Annotated in this window: 16 protein-coding genes; 1 reads left to right on the forward strand and 15 read right to left on the reverse strand. The window is 43.1% G+C overall.

The annotated features are described in order from the left end of the window. Position 1: 1 nt before the first annotated feature. The 9 genes from truB to ACYQ0N_RS13130 form a co-directional block, all read right to left on the reverse strand. A complete protein-coding gene (truB, locus tag ACYQ0N_RS13090) occupies positions 2–913 on the reverse strand; it encodes a tRNA pseudouridine(55) synthase TruB (protein WP_460162955.1) in 912 nt (303 codons plus the stop codon). Further along, positions 904–1,863 (reverse strand): DHH family phosphoesterase, encoded by a 960-nt coding sequence (locus ACYQ0N_RS13095; protein ID WP_177531978.1) that lies wholly within the window; start codon positions 1,861–1,863, stop codon positions 904–906. Before ACYQ0N_RS13095 ends, truB begins: the two co-directional genes overlap by 10 nt. A gap of 27 nt (positions 1,864–1,890) precedes the next feature. Then, complete coding sequence (gene rbfA, locus ACYQ0N_RS13100; protein ID WP_460162956.1) at positions 1,891–2,226, reverse strand: 30S ribosome-binding factor RbfA; 336 nt, start codon at positions 2,224–2,226, stop codon at positions 1,891–1,893. Between the two features lie 48 nt (positions 2,227–2,274). Beyond that, positions 2,275–4,770 (reverse strand): translation initiation factor IF-2, encoded by a 2,496-nt coding sequence (gene infB, locus ACYQ0N_RS13105; protein WP_460162957.1) that lies wholly within the window; start codon positions 4,768–4,770, stop codon positions 2,275–2,277. Positions 4,771–4,831: 61 nt separating this feature from the next. Further along, positions 4,832–5,191, reverse strand: coding sequence for a L7Ae/L30e/S12e/Gadd45 family ribosomal protein (locus ACYQ0N_RS13110; protein ID WP_177531981.1), 360 nt, complete (start codon positions 5,189–5,191; stop codon positions 4,832–4,834). Then, entirely contained in the window at positions 5,166–5,438 is a 273-nt protein-coding gene (gene rnpM / locus ACYQ0N_RS13115) for an RNase P modulator RnpM (protein WP_177531982.1), read from the reverse strand. The genes ACYQ0N_RS13110 and rnpM overlap by 26 nt, the downstream gene beginning before the upstream one ends. Before the next feature lie 21 nt (positions 5,439–5,459). Then, entirely contained in the window at positions 5,460–6,581 is a 1,122-nt protein-coding gene (gene nusA / locus ACYQ0N_RS13120) for a transcription termination factor NusA (protein WP_177531983.1), read from the reverse strand. 34 nt (positions 6,582–6,615) lie between these two features. Further along, positions 6,616–7,119 carry a ribosome maturation factor RimP gene (locus ACYQ0N_RS13125; protein ID WP_460162958.1) on the reverse strand — a complete coding sequence of 168 codons (504 nt, stop codon included), beginning with the start codon at positions 7,117–7,119 and terminating at the stop codon, positions 6,616–6,618. A 227-nt stretch (positions 7,120–7,346) separates the two neighbouring features. Further along, positions 7,347–8,753, reverse strand: coding sequence for an ABC transporter substrate-binding protein (locus tag ACYQ0N_RS13130; protein ID WP_177531985.1), 1,407 nt, complete (start codon positions 8,751–8,753; stop codon positions 7,347–7,349). A gap of 324 nt (positions 8,754–9,077) precedes the next feature. On the opposite strand from ACYQ0N_RS13130, the gene ACYQ0N_RS13135 reads away from it, so the two are divergent. Further along, complete coding sequence (locus tag ACYQ0N_RS13135; RefSeq protein WP_177531986.1) at positions 9,078–9,509, forward strand: dockerin type I domain-containing protein; 432 nt, start codon at positions 9,078–9,080, stop codon at positions 9,507–9,509. 87 nt (positions 9,510–9,596) lie between these two features. Here the strand turns inward: ACYQ0N_RS13135 and ACYQ0N_RS13140 are convergent, their stop codons facing one another. The 6 genes from ACYQ0N_RS13140 to srtB form a co-directional block, all read right to left on the reverse strand. Further along, a complete protein-coding gene (locus tag ACYQ0N_RS13140; RefSeq protein WP_460162959.1) occupies positions 9,597–10,088 on the reverse strand; it encodes a hypothetical protein in 492 nt (163 codons plus the stop codon). Positions 10,089–10,117: 29 nt separating this feature from the next. Beyond that, positions 10,118–10,531 (reverse strand): hypothetical protein, encoded by a 414-nt coding sequence (locus ACYQ0N_RS13145; protein ID WP_460162960.1) that lies wholly within the window; start codon positions 10,529–10,531, stop codon positions 10,118–10,120. A 92-nt stretch (positions 10,532–10,623) separates the two neighbouring features. After that, positions 10,624–11,922 (reverse strand): thymidine phosphorylase, encoded by a 1,299-nt coding sequence (locus tag ACYQ0N_RS13150; protein WP_460162961.1) that lies wholly within the window; start codon positions 11,920–11,922, stop codon positions 10,624–10,626. Between the two features lie 137 nt (positions 11,923–12,059). Further along, the gene (locus ACYQ0N_RS13155) at positions 12,060–13,220 is read right to left on the reverse strand and encodes a SpoIID/LytB domain-containing protein (protein ID WP_460162962.1); all 1,161 of its coding nucleotides are present in this window, start codon (positions 13,218–13,220) and stop codon (positions 12,060–12,062) included. Positions 13,221–13,242: 22 nt separating this feature from the next. Further along, positions 13,243–14,145 carry a class B sortase gene (locus ACYQ0N_RS13160; RefSeq protein ID WP_460162963.1) on the reverse strand — a complete coding sequence of 301 codons (903 nt, stop codon included), beginning with the start codon at positions 14,143–14,145 and terminating at the stop codon, positions 13,243–13,245. Positions 14,146–14,171: 26 nt separating this feature from the next. Next, positions 14,172–15,779 (reverse strand): class B sortase, encoded by a 1,608-nt coding sequence (gene srtB / locus ACYQ0N_RS13165; RefSeq protein WP_177531991.1) that lies wholly within the window; start codon positions 15,777–15,779, stop codon positions 14,172–14,174. Between the last annotated feature and the right edge of the window lie 28 nt (positions 15,780–15,807).

Genomic DNA, 15,807 nt, shown 5'->3' on the forward strand with positions numbered 1-15,807 from the left:
TTTAACAGTCACCGTCCTGATAAAGGTTTTTCAAAACCCTAAGCTCGTTATTGTCAAAATCGGCAAAGGCAAGTCCCATAAATTCCTTTCTATATGAATAAATTCTATAACGCTCTTTTCCGTCAAAGCCTTCGAGCCTGTCAAGGCGAAGCTTCACCCCGTTTTTATACAGCTTAGTTTTCAGCTCGTTCAGATAAATTGCCGGCATATCGGCAAAAAGCTTTTCAACAGAAATAACGGCGTTCTTAAGTCCGCCATTATCCCTTAACGCTTCAAGCTCCCCAAGCGTAATGCAATCCTCAAGCTTAAATCCGTTAGAGCATGTTCTTACAAGACTTGTCATTACCGCGCCGCAGCCCAGTTTTTGTCCGAGGTCATGAATAAGAGTTCTTACATAAGTTCCTCCGGAACAGGCTATGGATATCCTTCCTTCAGAGGTTTTTTCATCATAATCGGCTATTTCAAAAGAGCTGACGGTTATCCGTCTCGCCTTACGCTCTATCTCGACGCCTTTTCTGGCAAGCTCGTAAAGCCTTTTCCCGCCGACAGACACTGCCGAATACATAGGCGGTATCTGACTTAACTCGCCTAAAAAAGAGTCGGCCGCCTCCTCTATCCGGCGAAGTGAAACCTCTGCTTTCGTTTCAGATAAGATTTTTCCGGTAATATCCTGTGTATCGGTTACAGCCCCAAGCCTAAAGCCCGCAATATAGCTCTTTCCGGTATGCGGGATAATACTAACCGCTTTAGTAGCGTTTCCGGCAAAGACCGGAAGAACTCCTGTTGCCATCGGATCAAGAGTTCCGGAATGTCCAAGACGCTTCATTTTAAGGATACCCCTCATTTTAGCTATTACATCAAAAGAGGTAAAGCCCTCCGGCTTATTTATGCAGATTATGCCGTTTAACTGCATTTTTTAATTCCTTCTGCAACAGCGTCCACTATTTTCCTCTTGACCTCGTCTATCGTACCGTAAAGCAGACAGCCTGCCGCCTTGACATGTCCGCCTCCCCCTAATGAAGCGCAAATATCCGACACGTTTACTTCGTTAGCGGAACGCATTGATATTTTATAGCTGTTTTCATCTCTCTGCTTTATTGTGACTCCAACCTCTACTCCCTCAACCTGTAAAGGAATTCCGGCAAGACCTTCAAGCTCTGAGGAATCAACTCCCCACTTGTCAAGAATTTCAGTAGTAACACAGATCATAGTGCAGCGGTCGTCGAGATAATATTCCATTATATCGGTTACGGCTCTCTCTATCTTTATTCTTCCCCTGCTCTTTACCTCGAACATTTCTCGGTTTATTTTAGCGTATCCAATATCGAACGTCCTTTTCAGCTCAGCTACTATCTCGTGACATCTTGCAGTAGTGTTTTCATACTTAAAGCAGCCTGTATCGGTTGCAATTCCCGTATATATGCATTTTGTAATATCTTCCGTCAAGGGTACGCCGAGCATTTCCATAAGCTCGAAAACCACCTCGCAGGTTGCCGACGCGTCGGGGCATACAAGAGTTTTTTCAGCGTAATCCGTATTAGAAATATGGTGATCTATGCATAAATCAACTCTTCCGCCGTAAATCTCCTTGTATCTTCCAAGAAGATTTATATCGGCTACATCCGAGGCTATAATAAACTCAGGTTCAAAATCCTCGTCGGTATATCCGTCAGTTATAAATCCATACCTCTTTGGTATTTCGTCAGAGCATATGATTTTTGCTTTTTTTCCCATATATTTCAATATGTGGTAAAGCGCGGCGCCCGAGCCGGTACAGTCGCCGTCCGGGCTCTGATGAATAAGAATATATGCGTTTCCGCAATTTTTCAAAAGCCCTGCCGCTTCATTAAAATCTATCTTCATATTTTCACTTCCTAATAAATCATATCCTCAAAGCTCTTTAAGCTTTTGGTTAATCTCTGCACTGTGAGCGATGGAATCGTCAGCAATAAACTTTAAATCCGGGCATTTTCTCATATGAAGCCTATGAAAAAGCTCTCTTTTTATAAATCCCGCCGCGCTTGTAAGACCCTCGACCGACTTCTCAGCCCTTTCAATGCCCTCAAAGCAAGACACATATACCTTGCAGTGAGAAAGGTCGTTTGAAAGATCGACTCTGACTACCGTCAGCATCCGGTCCACTCTGGGATCCTTGATATCTCTTAGAATATCGGTCAGCTCGCGTTTAATGTCCTCAGACATTCTTCCTACCTTGAAACTGGACATATGCTACCTCCGAATAAGTTATTCCGGCATAATATCTACTAAAAAAGCTTATTCAGTATATTCCTCCATAATAAAGCCTTCAAGGATATCGCCTTCCTTAATATCTGCAAAACGTTCAAGACTTATTCCGCATTCATAGCCCTTTGCGACTTCCTTTACATCGTCCTTGAAGCGCTTAAGCGAATCTATCTTGTCTTCGGCAATAACGATACCGTCGCGTACAACTCTGATTTCGCAGGACCTTGTTATTTTGCCGTCTATGACATAAGAACCTGCGACAGCGCCGACATTTGAAATTTTATAAACCTGTCTTACCTCAGCTTTTCCGAGAACCGCCTCTCTGAACTTAGGCGACAGCATTCCCTTCATAGCGGTACCGATTTCTTCTATTGCGTCGTAAATTATTCTGTAAAGCCTTATATCAACGCCGTCGCGCTTTGCATTTTCCTCGGCAACAGGATCGGGGCGCACGTTAAATCCGACAATTATAGCTCCGGACGCCTCTGCCAGCATAATATCGCTTTCCGAAACCGCTCCTACGCCGCCGTGAATCACCTTTACTCTAACCTCTTCATTTGAAAGCTTTTCAAGTGACTGCTTAACCGCTTCAACCGAACCCTGAACGTCCGCCTTTACAATAATAGGCAGTTCCTTAACCTCTCCCTGCTCTATCTGACTGAACAGATTATCTAAGGTAACCTTCTGATAGGACTTAAACTGCTCCTGCTTTGCCTCGTGCTTTCTCTGTTCAACAAGCTCTCTGGCAAGCTTTTCATCCTCAACGGCATTGAAGGTATCTCCTGCGCTTGGAACCTCGGCAAGTCCTGTTATTTCAACCGGCACAGAAGGTCCTGCCGAATCAATTTTATCGCCCTTATGATCCGTCATAACTCTAACCTTGCCGACAGACGTGCCCGCAATTATTACGTCTCCCGTATGAAGCGTTCCGTTCTGCACCAAAAGCGTAGCGACAGGTCCTCTTCCCTTGTCGAGTCTTGCTTCTATAACGGCGCCCTTAGCAAGCCTGTCTGGATTAGCCTTAAGCTCCTTCATTTCTGATATGAGAAGTACGTCCTCAAGCAGTTCTTTAATGCCGTCTCCCGTTTTTGCAGAAACAGGAACGCACATAACATCTCCGCCCCATTCCTCAACGACAAGACCGTGTTCAGTCAGCTCCTGCTTGATTCTGTCTACATTGGCTCCTTCTTTGTCCATCTTATTGACAGCTACTATTATAGATACGTCGGCCGCTTTCGCATGATTTATAGATTCAATTGTCTGAGGCATAATGCCGTCGTCGGCGGCAACTACAAGGATAGCGATATCTGTAATGTCCGCGCCTCTGGCTCTCATTGAGGTGAAAGCTTCATGACCGGGAGTGTCGAGGAAGGTTATAGTCTTTTCCTGCACCTTAACCTGATAAGCTCCGATATGCTGTGTGATTCCACCAGCCTCCGAGGCTGTAACGTTCGCGTGTCTGATTCTGTCGAGAAGCGATGTTTTACCGTGGTCTACATGTCCCATAACTACAACCACAGGGCTTCTTTCCTCCGTATTATTGTCATTATCGTCACTGTTGTCGATAAGACGCTCTTCAATAGTAACAATAACTTCCTTTTCTACCTTAGCGCCCATTTCGTCTGCTACAAGCGCCGCGGTATCATAATCAATCACTTCGTTAATCGTAGCCATAACGCCGAGTCCCATAAGCTTTTTGATAACCTGCGTAGCAGTCGCCTTAAGCCTTGCCGCAAGTTCTCCCACGGTTATCTCATCGGGTATCATGATTTTAAGCTGCTGGTTTCTGGCCTTTTCCAGTTGTATACGGCGAAGTCTGTCAGACTCCGTTTCCTTTTTGCTTGAATATTTATTTTTATTCCTCTGAGCCGATTTCTGATTGATTTTCTGCTTTTTGGAATAATTATCCTTATGATGCTTGCCGCCGGTCGGAGCTATCTGTTCATAGCGCTCATTGTATTTATCCAGATTAACATAAGAGCCTCTGGTGTCAATTGTCCTGCGGTTATTGGCGACTGTTGTGTCCACGCTCGACGACATATTGGTTCCCAGCTTCTGTCTTTCGCCGTGCTTCTGCGCTTTAGCCGGCTGTCTGGCGTTCTTTTTATTCTGCTCCGCCTTTATATTATCAGATTCTGTTTTGACAGGTTTAAGGTTGGTCTTGGCGCTTTCTTTCCTTGCCGGTTCCTTTTTAGCCTGAACCGGTTCCGGATTTGCTGTTTTCGCGCTCCTAGTATTTTTAGGCTTAGAAGCGGCTTTTTTTACCGTTTCCTTTTTGACGGACTTTTCCTCTTCCTTTTCCGCGTCTGATTTTAACGGTTTATTCTTAGATTCAAAGTAATCGTCAAAGCTTTCAACCTGATTCTTCTGTGAATAGTTTTCTAAAATAATATTCATTTCCTCATCTGTCAAGGCTGTCGTATTTTTTCTTTTTGTCCCGTCATATTTTTCAAGAAAATCTATAAGCTCCTGATTTTCTATTTTAAGGTCCTTTGCAGCCTCTGCAAGCTTTACTTTTTTCGTCATAGGCGAAACCTCCTATATGTTCTTAAAAGTTTATTATATGATCTATATAAACGCAAGCTCATCACTCACTGTTATTTCCGCCGTTTTTTCTTTTTCTTCCTCTGTGCGGTCCCGCAACCGTCCCCAGCGACTTGAATTTCACGGCGAATCCATAATCGCAGACCGCGGCGACCACAACCTTTTTCCCGACGGCGTCGTAAAATTCATCGGAGTCCAATCCGGAATAAACTACATCCACAGCGGAGTTGTTACAGAAAAACTTTACTTCCTTTAAAGTCTTTGCAGAAATATCGCTCGCCGTAATAACGCATGACGCATTTCCGCCGTAAACCGCTTCCTTGACAGCGTCGAAGCCTATTACTAACTTGCCGGCTTTCCTGCATATTGTAAGAAGATTAATTATTTTCTGCTGTGAGTTCATTTTCCATCTCCTCAAAAACCGATTCCTCTATCATGCAGGATAACGACTTTTCAAAACGCCTTGCCTTTCTGGCTTTACGGAAGCATTCGATATTTTTACAGACATACGCGCCTCTTCCGGATTTTTTCCCCGTAAAATCCAGAGAAACCTCGCCTGACGGAGCTTTTACAACCCTTATCATATCCCGCTTGCTTTTCATTTCATTACAGCCTAAACACATTCGCATCGGTATTTTTTTTGTTTTCATATTTTGGCCTCCGCAGAAATATTATTGTTCAGCCGAATCGTCTGTTAATACCATATCGTCATCCTGCCTTGGAGAATCGTATCTGTCCAAACCCTTTATAGGTATCTCAAATTCAGGCTTTATATCAATTTTATAACCGGTCAGCTTTGCGGCAAGCTTGGCGTTCTGACCTCTGTTGCCGATAGCGAGCGAAAGCTGGTCGTTCGGAACCACAACCCTGCATTCCTTCAATTCCCCGTCTGATACCGTAACGCTGATCACCTTAGCGGGCGCAAGAGATTTCGCTATGAATTCAGCCGGATCCTCGCTGTAATTAATAATATCTATTTTCTCGCCGTTTAATTCGTCCACCACCGCCTGTATTCTTGACCTTTTAGGTCCGATACATGCGCCTACAGCGTCAACGTTTTCATCCTTTGACCATACGGCAACCTTCGTTCTTGAACCCGCTTCTCTTGATATTGACTTTATCTCAACTATTCCGTCATAAATTTCCGGAACCTCAAGCTCGAAAAGACGCTTTACAAGATCCCTGTGAGCCCTTGAGATTTTAATTATAGGTTTTTTCGATTTATTTACGATGCCGGTAACGTAAACCTTTACCTGATCCCCCTCTTTGAGATGTTCTCCGGGAATTTGTTCGTTTCTGAAAAGATAAAGCTCTGTTTTGTCATAAACTACCGTTACCGTACCGCTGCCCGGCTCTACCTGAGAAACCTTAGCGGTTATGCATTCGTTTTCCTTGTCCTGAAATTGACTAAGTATATTTTCACGATTAATCTCCCTTAAATCGCCTTTTATGGACTGCTTTGCCGACTGCGCCGCCGCTCTGCCGAATTTAGCGGCGTCAAGAGGATATTCAACAGTACCTCCCAGATAAGCGTTCGGATCGATAGTTCTTGCCTCGTCAATATTAATCTCATTATAATCGATCGGTTCATCATCTACAACAGTCTTGATAAGATACATTTCCAGCTTTTTATTAGCCGGATCAATATCTACTCTGATATTGTCCTCACAGTCCGGATATGCCTTTCTGATTGCCTTCAGCAATGCCGACTTAACCTTTTCCACCAATATTTCTGTTTCAACACTGTTTTCATCGCCCAGAAGCGACAATGCTTCAAAAAAACCGCTGTTCATTTTTACAAATTCCTCCGTTTAAATTATATACTATTTATAATAAATCTTCAAACTCCTCGTAAAGCCTTACATACGCAATATCTTTAAGGGCTAATTCGCCGCAGACGTCTTCCTCGCCGTCGTTCTCTCCCGGAAAAGCGATAGTAATTTTTTCCTTGTCAAAGTCCGCGAGTATGCCGACGATTTCCTTCTCGCCGCCAAAATCCCTTATTGCTCTCACCCTTACCGGAAGGCCTGTTCCGGCTATAAAGTGTGATTCGCGGATAAGCTCACGTTCAAGTCCAGCGGAGCCGACCTCGAGTATATAGCTTTGCGGAATGGGATCAGCTTCGTCAAGAAGCTTGTTGACCGGCTTGGTCAGATTTTCACAATCCTCTATTCCGACTCCGCCGTCCTTGTCAATAAAAATACGGAGGTACCAGCCTGCGCCCTCCTTTTCAAAGCGAATATCCCATATCCTCAAGCCCTGACGTTCCGCCTCGTTCTTTACAAGCTCATAAACGGTCTGCTCTGTGGGACCGAATTTTTTTATCTTCATAGTTTATATTCTCCTGCCGAAATCTCCTGAAAGTTTTAACCCATGCTTTGACGCAAGCGGCGACCCATTTTTATGCCGCAATAAGAAAGACCGGAAATTTCCGGTCTTGAGCATACTTTATACATACTATTTCATATTATACCACATTATGCTTGAAAAATCAAGGGTTAAAAAAACTTTTTTATACGTCAGAAAGGGAACGCATGAGCGTTCCCTAAAAAAACATATCAATTATATTTCGCTATTTCTTCGTCTATAACAGCCTTCCATGAATCGCGAAGCTCTGCCCATGAGGACGGCGCGCCTTCATATTTTGTTATAAGAGCGTCGGTAAGGTTCTTCATAACGCCTCTGGTGTTGTAATCGTATGTTTCGTCAGTCATTCTCGAGCCCATTCCGTAGCCGAAATCGAAAACTGGAGTTACATTTGCAGGATCCATAAGTGACTGCCACATATCCCACTGCTCCTCGGTTATGTACTTTGTCTTTTCGCCGCTGGCATTAACTGTCGGAATTAAAGCCTTTTCTCTTGCCGCCGAGGTATACTGCTCGTCTGTAGCCGCGATTCTTTCACACTTGATATATGCCGCAACCGCGTCGCCCTTATCTGAATTTGCTACAAGCATCTTAGCGCCGAACGATGTGCACAGGAAGTACTCGTCTGATCCAGGCATTTTAGGGAATGGAACGAGGAATATATCTCCGTCGGGGTTCTTTCCGTTAGACTCTGAAAGCGCCCATGGAGCCATTCCGTAGAAAAGAACTGAACCGTCGTCCGGGAAGAAGCTGTGCCATGCGGTATCATAAAGGTTTGTTTTAGCGATTTCTTCAAGAATAAGTTCTGCCTGCTCTATTTCAGGATTCATTACATTGTTTGTAAACTTTGTTCCGTCATAATTAACAATAGTCTGTCCTGTTGACTGAACAAGAGCCTGCCCGAACCAGCCTGTACAGCCGTATCTTGTTTCACCGTCGTCCGCATTGTTTACAAAGCTCTTCATCATGGACATGAAAGCGTCCCAATCCCATTCGCCCTTCTGATAAAGCTCATATGGATCGTCCAAACCTTCGTCCTCCATCATTTGTCTGCTGTAAATAATGCAAACGGGATCGCTTATGCAATAAGGTACTACATAATGAGCGCCCTTGTATTCCATCTTATCAGCCAAGCCCTTTACATCAGCCCACAGCTCGTCTTCAAGATCAATGTAATCGTCTAATGGCTGATACTGATTTTTATAAACGCCGTTTGGAACAGCGTCCCATTCATAAGGGAACATATCTACAGGATCTCCGCCGAGAAGTCTGTTTGCTAAATCGTCATATTTTGTTTCATAGGTTGTTGAAATCCATTCAACCTTAGCTCCGTAAACGTCCTCAAAAAGCGTAAGCGCGATAGAACGGTCGTCATTGCCTGTCGGGTTAACGTCATAATAGCTGAGCCAGCTTATAGTCTGTCCTTTAATGTCAGGATCGCCTTCATTAATAGAAGCGTCAGCAGAAATCTTGACATCGTCTTCAGATTTTGTTCTTGACTCGGAGCCTGATTTGTCCGAATCTCCGCCGCCGCAGGCTGTAAACGCAGCCATCATGGTCATAGCTGCCAGAGCGGCAAGTATTCTTTTTAATTTCATTTAATAATTCTCCTTTTGGATTAAAATAATCTCTCAGAAAAGTATTTAGCTACTTTCTTTCAATATAATTATATATAATTTCCACCTATATGTCAAGAAATTTTAACGCTTTATAAATAGAAAATTTATGCAGATATAACCATATTTATATTTATTTACAATACCATACGACGTATTTTTTATACACAGTAAATGAACATTTATTTTTCCGAGGAAATAAACTTAAACGGTCCTGATTTCAGAAAATATTATAATAACAGTAAATTTGACAGTTAGGGCAAAGAATGTTATTATATAATATAATCAGATTCAGGAGGTAATTAGATGAAAACAAACAGATTTATAAAAATATTAGCTTGTTCTGTTTCGGTTATTTCATCGGTTCTGTATTTTAATTACGGCGCCCTTTCAATTATAGATTTCAGCGCCGGCGAAAATGAACTGATAAATAATGAAACAACTCCCTTCAAGGTGAATATTACTTCCGGAAATAAAATTGCCGCTGTTATTCCTGTGGGAATAGGCGTAAGGGGCGACGCGGACGAAAGCGGCAACGTATCGCTTTATGACGCTATTGAAATATCCAAATATCTTATAAACAAGCCCAAGGAGGGTTATCTGGATTCTCTGGGCTTCGCCATGTCCGATACCGACCTGAACGGTCAGGTTGATTTATATGACGCTATAAACGTTGCAAAATACCTTATATATACCGGAACCCCTGAGGAAAGATGGGATCGTATATTCAATGAATAAGCAGGACGTATATCGTCCTGCTTTTATAAATCAAAAACGCGGACACTAACTAAAGGTCCGCGTTTTTTCATACTATAATCAGCCGCATTATTCTTCATTATTTTCAGCGGCAGCTTCCGGCTGGGGAGTCTGTTCGGAGGTCTGTTGAGACTGAACAGGAGCTGCCTCAGCAGAAATATTATTATCCTCCGGAGCCGAGGAAGAATCCGAAGTAAGCTTTGAGCCGCAGCACTGACAGAACGGCTGCCCCGGATTTATTTTTGCTCCGCACTGCGGACAATTAGAAGAAGCGTTCATACTGTCAAGCTCCTTCTTAAGCCTTTCAATCTCGGCTTTAGCATTATTTATTCCGTTAAACGGATCCTCATAGCCTGCCGGAGCAGAGTTATTTTCATTAAAAAACTTCTGACCGATATATATATATAGATTATTAATTTTAGACTCTTCATTTTTTATCGCCTTATTGAGCCTGGCCTTTTCAGTCATTTCCTTGCCCTTATCCTGAACGTTTCTGGCGGCGTCGCTTGCCGCAGCCATAGCGTTTCCGGCAGTGCTCTTAAGCTTATCTAAAAAACCCATTTCAATTTTCTCCTTTTAAATATCAAATATTATTTATTATTTCCCGCAGAATCCACACTGATCGCCTTGTCAATAGTTGAAATTGCAACGTCTCCCTGGCTGAACGCCCTAAAGCCTAATACAGCAAACATAATTACTTTGACAAGATCAATAATTCTGCTAAGTACATAATCCAGTTCAAGAGGTATTTCCAAGCTCCAATCAAACAGGCTGTTGAATATGCCCAGAATATCATTAACTGAGCTTATAACCGCTCCGCAGGCGGAAAATACCAGCATCAGCGCCACAGCCTTGAAGGCGGCCTTTCTCAGCCATATATTTTCCTCCCTCAAAAAGATGTAGCCTGCCAGTAAAAGCATTGGTATATATCCCCCGAAAAGCGATGCAAAATACATGACTGCTCCCATAACGCCCACTGAAATACCAATTTTAGTTTTCTGCATAATTTTTCCTCCATATTAAAAATCTTATAATAATTTTATACTGAATCCTGAATTATGTCAATAGTAATAATAAACAAATTAATAAATACTTTTTATATAACGGAATATATAAGAGGAGGCTGATCTGTTGGCCTGTCAGTGAGCCTGAAAATATTTTCAGCTCTTCGGGCGGCTTCCTCCAGCTTATTTTTATCGTTAGAATAAAGCGTCATTAAAACGCTGTCCTTTTCGGCATAATCTCCAAGAACGAAATTTATAATCAATCCGGCGTAATAATCAATAGCGTCATCCTTGCCTGTGCGTCCCGCGCCTGTGAGAAGAGATACAAAACCGATTCCCTCGCTGTCAATTTCAGCGATATAACCGCTTTCTTTAGCTTTTATTTCTATTTTATGCTTCGCTTCAGGAAGTAATGAATAATTATTTATAAATCCCGCGTCGCCCCCCTGAGCCGAGATCATCTTTTTAAATATTCTTAAAGCGTCTCCGCATTCAACCGCGTTTTCTGCAAACGCTCTGCACTCCTGTAAGGAGCCCTTTCCGGCAAGCTCCAGCATATTAGCCGCCAAAACCATGCAAAGCTCATAAAGTCTTCCCTTTTCCCTGCCCTTTAATACCTCGACAGCTTCTATAACCTCAAGTGCATTTCCGACCGCTTTTCCTAAGGGCTGATTCATATCGGTTATAACGGCGCGGCACTTTTTGCCTGCATTCCGCCCTGTTTCAACCATAAGAGACGCAAGCCTTTCCGCATCATTAATATTTTTCATAAAGGCTCCGCTTCCCGTTTTAACATCCAGCAAAATGCAATCCGAACCTATCGCAAGCTTTTTGCTCATAATACTGGCGCATATCAGCGGTATACTGTCCACAGTTGATGTAACGTCCCTAAGCGCATAAAGCTTTTTGTCCGCCGGTACAAGATTTCCGCTTTGCGCTATGATTGCAGTACCGACACGGTTTACTGTATCGATATAATTTTCACGCTCCAAATCAACATTAAAGCCTTGAATGCTTTCAAGCTTGTCGATTGTTCCTCCGGTAAAACCCAGTCCTCTTCCTGACATTTTAGGTACTTTTATGCCGCAGGCGGCACAGACCGGAGCTATGATAAGACTTGTCTTATCGCCGATTCCGCCGGTACTGTGTTTATCCACAGTTATGCCGTCAATACCGCTTAAATCAATTTTTTCTCCTGAATCTCTCATAATAAGAGTAAGTTTTTTTGTTTCCTCCTCAGAAAGACCGTTTAAGCATACGGCCATAAGCCATGCCGATACCTGATAATCAGGCACCTCTCCGCTGACATATCCGTTTATAAGCCATTTCATTTCCTTTGCGGAAAGAGGCTGCTTTCGCTTTGTTTTGAAAATAATGTCGCAGGCGTTCACTGTATAACTCCTCCTTTAAAACCGACGCAATTTACATTATATGCGATTCGGTTTAAAAAATGCAAAAAGCCGAATTTTATCAGCCTTATATAGTATTTGCGGCATTACCGCTTTTATCGGTAATGCCGCTTAAAAAATTAATAATATGTACAAGTAAAATTAGGCGATTTCAATCCCAGATAGCCTCTGAAATCATTGCCCTTAACCGTTACCTGATTATCTACTACAACGTAAGCCGCATAGCCTCCGTCTCCCTCGACTATCGAAATCCAGTTTGCCGGATTGTCAGATAAAGTAATTCCAAGGCATGATTCAAGATCAGACCTTACCTGATCAACGCTTATAACCTCGACCGTTCCGTAATGCGGGTCACACTGAGCGTCATATTCGCAGTATACGCTTCTCAAATAAGGAATGTCCTCATAGAATACGTCGTAGCAAGACGCGGTGCTTCCTCCGCTGGAGGCGCTGAACATGGCGAGCGCAAAGCTTCCGTTATAGTAAACGGCCTCGCCCAATACTGAATTTACAGCGTTAATTACATTCTGCGGAGGATTAGACTTAGGATAAAGATCTCCGGCGCTTCCTCCCTTATACATAATATAAGTATAGACCGCTACCGCCTGAGCCTTGATAGCCTCGTTGCTCATAGAAGAGCCGACCTCGTTATATGTAACCATTGATACTATGTCAAGTACCGATCCGCTGACTCCTCCGGCCGAAATAGTATCCTTTGTCCTGCCGGTATTCTGGATATAAGTTCCGGGATAATAATGCTGAAGGATCTGCTGATAGTTCCATCCAGCGTATGACGCATAATGATTAGCTCCGTTCTGACTCATTCCAACTCCGTGCCCGTATCCATAGGTTGTAAAGGCAAAATTGCCCGCCTCAACATTTACAGGCTCAGATTCCTGACGTTCCGGTACGGGAACAATCTGAATTGATTCATAATCGTCCTGCTCTATGTAGCTTACGCCCGTATCGTTTACAACGACTCCCTCGTCAGACGGCTCGGTTTCCTCCTCGGGCGCCTCGACGGTTTCATAGCTTACAAGCGATAAATTATCATTATAATCTGATAAATTAGCCTTCCACCATGCCGTAACCTCGTATTCATCCGTCGAATTCTCCGTCGTTTCAGGAATTTCAATTTCGGCAGCAGGCGCAGTTGTAACCTGTTTATCTTCCACTGCTTCAACATTTCCGGTATAAAGACTCGCTGTTAATGCGGCGGAACCCATTATCACAGCGGCTGTTAAAACGGCTATGCCCTTTCGTGGTATTCGTAATTCCATATCTCTCTCCAATTCCTATTTATTATTGATCCTCAGTTACAGCAGAGTCTTCACGAGCATTGCCGCCGCTCGCGGTCTTATCAATGTTATCTGCTGTTTCGTGATCACGCAAACGCCTTGCGACGACGATAAAGCGTGAATTGTCCTCGTCCAAATGACATGTTGAAAGCGTAAGAAGCTTGTCCCCGTAATCAACGTCTATATCCGGCGATATCATAGATCTACTGCGAACAGTTTCGACATAATCGTCAAAATCCTTTTCATTGCTCAGATCATGCATATCCCAGTAAGCAAATTCTGGTCCGTAGGAGGATTCTCCGTAACTTCCGCTTGTCACAAAATATCCGAAGATTATATATTTGTAATCTCTATAATTTGAACTAAATTCAATTATAGGATTTTCATCATAAAAGGATTCGTCCTGCCTATAATAATGCAGCGTGGCAAACTTTGAACCGTTAAGCATGTTATGACCGTAAAGCACCACGTTGTCAGTCTGCTTGCTTTCATCTGCCTCAAAATTATCTCTGTAATCCATAAAAATTGTTCCAGATTCAAGATAATCGCCGTAAAGATCTCTATGAAGATAATAGTCGTTTCCCTGTTCGTCAAGATCCTCGCCGTCATACTGAACAACCGGATAATCAACATAAGTATTGCTTATCTTAATATATCCTACAACATCGTCATTTTCCCTGAGAAGCATCTTAGCAAGTCCGGTCAATCCGGGTTCGTCCGAAAAATTTTCTATTATTGGCAGCTCAGGCTCTGTGGGAGCCTCAGTTACCGGTTCCAAAACATCGGCCGACAAGCTTGACGGAGTCTTGTCCTCTCCGTTTCCGCCGAATACAAACACCGCGCCCAGAGCAATAACTGCTACTGCGGCAGTGCAGCCGATAGTAATCAAGCTTTTCTTAGATATCATTTTGTTTCCTGCCCTTTCATACGTCCTTAATTTGTCGCAAGCGGATAGCCTTCAAATTCGGCGTCTGGATCGTATGTCTTTTCGTTCCATTCATAATATATCGATGGCCAGAGTATATTAGGATTTTTCCTTACGTTGTCGGTTCCCTCATAAGGATCCTCTCCGTCGCGCAAAAGCCTGCCCATAACTATAAGTCTTCCTGTGTCAAAAACGCTGTTGCAGGTCGAAAGCGTAAGAAGCTGATCGCCATATCTGACGTCCACATCGTTAAATGTGAGCGCACGTTTTTTAGCGTTATTCACAAATTCATAGAAATCGTCTTCTCCTGCAAAATTCAGGGTATTCCAGCAGTCAAACTTTGTTTCGGTTTCATCTTCCGCGTCTATGATGAAATAAGCGAATATTTTATATTTATAAGTCTCGTAATTGGAACTGAGCTCGATAATCGGATGTTCGCTGTAAAAGCCGTTTACGTCTTCATAATCCTGAAGACCTCCGAACATAGAGCCGTCCTTCATGTCATGTCCGTAAACAATAAGGTTCTGTGAATTTTCAAGAACCTTAACTCCGTCTACCACATAGTCGAAATAATTTCTCCAGTCAAGGAATATCGTCCCTGCCTTGGCGTCCTCTTTATCAATATTCTTATTGAGATAATACTCGTTGCCGTCCTCTTTCCTTCTTTGAACGACAGGATAGCTGATTTCGGTTCCGGGTATCTTTATATATCCGACAACATCCTGATTTCTTTCAAGAAGCAGCTTAGCGCCCTCTTTAAGCTCCCAGCTTTTATAAGCCTCGGGCTCCGCTTCATTTTCCTGAGACGGCTCCTCTGCCGCGCCGGAGTTAGCCTTATCGTAAATATCCTCTATTTCTTTTCCAAGCTGTCTGTTTTTATAGTTTTCGACATAATAATCAGCGATCAGAAAAAGGCAAACGCTAAATACGACGACCGCCGCCATAAAAATTGTTTTCCTTACAACCTCGCCTACGCTGTCGCCCTTCCAAGGCAGGAGTCCCCTAATCACGTCCTTGTATGTTCGCCTCTGATTGCCTGAAACATTCTTTTTAGGAAGATTGTCGGGCATTACGACAAGCATCTGCTCAAGAAATTCGAAAATTCTATAAGCGGTATTCATTCTTATATTATCCCGACTCTTATCCTCAAGCTGCCACAGCTTAAGAAGCTTTACAATACGCTTTTTACCGCAGCTTATGCCGACATAGACGGTACCTACAGGCTTTTCGGGCGTTCCGCCGCCCGGCCCTGCCGTTCCTGTCACAGAAATACATATATCGGCTCCGGATTGCTTTTGAAGTCCTGCCACCATCGCAAGGGCAACCTGACGGCTTACAGCGCCGTATTGCTTGAAAAGATTCTTAGGAACGCCCAGATATTCGTGTTTTATTTTATTAGAATATGTACATACTCCGATTTCAAAAATCTTAGACGCGCCGGGAACTGACGTTATCAGTTCTGAAAGGAGTCCTCCGGTACAGCTCTCCGCCGTAGCTATAGTTACTCCTTTAATTAATAACAATTTTACTACATCTGTAACCAATTTGTCAAGATTATCAGGGGTCACTTCGTTAGTTTGTCCTATTTCACCATTATTCCTATCTGTATTTTTCATACTTTCACCAAATTTTCGTTTACACTAT

This window comes from Ruminococcus sporogenes (assembly GCF_054655175.1).

What these genes read in the sequence shown, in the direction of transcription:
- truB (WP_460162955.1), bottom strand. Translation starts at nt 913, where the DNA reads ATGCAGTTAAACGGCATAATCTGCATAAATAAGCCGGAGGGCTTTACC.
- ACYQ0N_RS13095 (WP_177531978.1), bottom strand. Translation starts at nt 1,863, where the DNA reads ATGAAGATAGATTTTAATGAAGCGGCAGGGCTTTTGAAAAATTGCGGA.
- rbfA (WP_460162956.1), bottom strand. Translation starts at nt 2,226, where the DNA reads ATGTCCAGTTTCAAGGTAGGAAGAATGTCTGAGGACATTAAACGCGAG.
- infB (WP_460162957.1), bottom strand. Translation starts at nt 4,770, where the DNA reads ATGACGAAAAAAGTAAAGCTTGCAGAGGCTGCAAAGGACCTTAAAATA.
- ACYQ0N_RS13110 (WP_177531981.1), bottom strand. Translation starts at nt 5,191, where the DNA reads ATGAACTCACAGCAGAAAATAATTAATCTTCTTACAATATGCAGGAAA.
- rnpM (WP_177531982.1), bottom strand. Translation starts at nt 5,438, where the DNA reads ATGAAAACAAAAAAAATACCGATGCGAATGTGTTTAGGCTGTAATGAA.
- nusA (WP_177531983.1), bottom strand. Translation starts at nt 6,581, where the DNA reads ATGAACAGCGGTTTTTTTGAAGCATTGTCGCTTCTGGGCGATGAAAAC.
- ACYQ0N_RS13125 (WP_460162958.1), bottom strand. Translation starts at nt 7,119, where the DNA reads ATGAAGATAAAAAAATTCGGTCCCACAGAGCAGACCGTTTATGAGCTT.
- ACYQ0N_RS13130 (WP_177531985.1), bottom strand. Translation starts at nt 8,753, where the DNA reads ATGAAATTAAAAAGAATACTTGCCGCTCTGGCAGCTATGACCATGATG.
- ACYQ0N_RS13135 (WP_177531986.1), top strand. Translation starts at nt 9,078, where the DNA reads ATGAAAACAAACAGATTTATAAAAATATTAGCTTGTTCTGTTTCGGTT.
- ACYQ0N_RS13140 (WP_460162959.1), bottom strand. Translation starts at nt 10,088, where the DNA reads ATGGGTTTTTTAGATAAGCTTAAGAGCACTGCCGGAAACGCTATGGCT.
- ACYQ0N_RS13145 (WP_460162960.1), bottom strand. Translation starts at nt 10,531, where the DNA reads ATGCAGAAAACTAAAATTGGTATTTCAGTGGGCGTTATGGGAGCAGTC.
- ACYQ0N_RS13155 (WP_460162962.1), bottom strand. Translation starts at nt 13,220, where the DNA reads ATGGAATTACGAATACCACGAAAGGGCATAGCCGTTTTAACAGCCGCT.
- ACYQ0N_RS13160 (WP_460162963.1), bottom strand. Translation starts at nt 14,145, where the DNA reads ATGATATCTAAGAAAAGCTTGATTACTATCGGCTGCACTGCCGCAGTA.
- srtB (WP_177531991.1), bottom strand. Translation starts at nt 15,779, where the DNA reads ATGAAAAATACAGATAGGAATAATGGTGAAATAGGACAAACTAACGAA.